Origin of the sequence: Kytococcus schroeteri, assembly GCF_042433515.1 — a bacterium.
In the GTDB taxonomy this organism is placed as follows: Bacteria; Actinomycetota; Actinomycetes; order Actinomycetales; family Dermatophilaceae; genus Kytococcus; species Kytococcus schroeteri.
This window is the reverse complement of record NZ_JBHLVH010000029.1, coordinates 1-656: the sequence shown is the minus strand read 5'-3', so window position 1 is coordinate 656 and position 656 is coordinate 1. Positions and strand designations below refer to the sequence as shown.

Annotated in this window: 1 pseudogene; it reads right to left on the bottom strand. The window is 73.0% G+C overall.

Annotated elements, in window-relative coordinates:
- Positions 1–656: pseudogene (locus ACFFHC_RS11535) on the bottom strand (HNH endonuclease); the annotation flags it as partial.

Here is a 656-nt window from a genome sequence, read left to right as displayed (position 1 = left end):
CGCGAGGGCCTTGCGTTGGGAGTCGGTGAACACCCGGGTCTGCCGGCCCAGGTCCAGGACGGCCGAGTCGCTGCCCATGACCACCGGGACGATCCCGGCCGTGGCGGCCAGGCGGCGGACCTGCCCGGCCGAGACCTCCTCGTCGTGGTCGGTGACCCCGACCCGGTCAGTGACCCCGCGGAGGGTGTCCAGGTCGGTGCGCACCAGCAGGATCGCGGTCGAGGGTGTGGACAGGTGGTCGGTGGGCAGGTGGGAGACGAGCTCGGCGAAGGCCTTGCCCTGCTCGTGGGCCCAGTCCACCTCACGCTCGCCCCACGAGGAACCCTCCTGCCCGTCGGCGGTCGCGGTGGTGGTGGTCCGGTGGCGTGCGAGTCGGCGGGGGCTGGTCATGGCCTGCAGGACCTTGGCCAGCATCCGGCCCTGGAGGACCGGGAGGGTGAACCGTCCGGTCATCGTCCCGTCACCCTCCTCGCGGATCCAGAACGACGCGGCCGCCCACGCCTTGTCCTCCTGGGCAGCCACCCGGGTGTTCTCGTGGGTGTCAGCCACGGCGGTGGTGTAGCCGAGGTCCTCCAGGACGCGGCGGGCCGCGCGCCGCAACGCCCGCACCGAGAGCTTCTGGGCCCTGACCGTGAGGACCTCCTCGGCGCGCAACC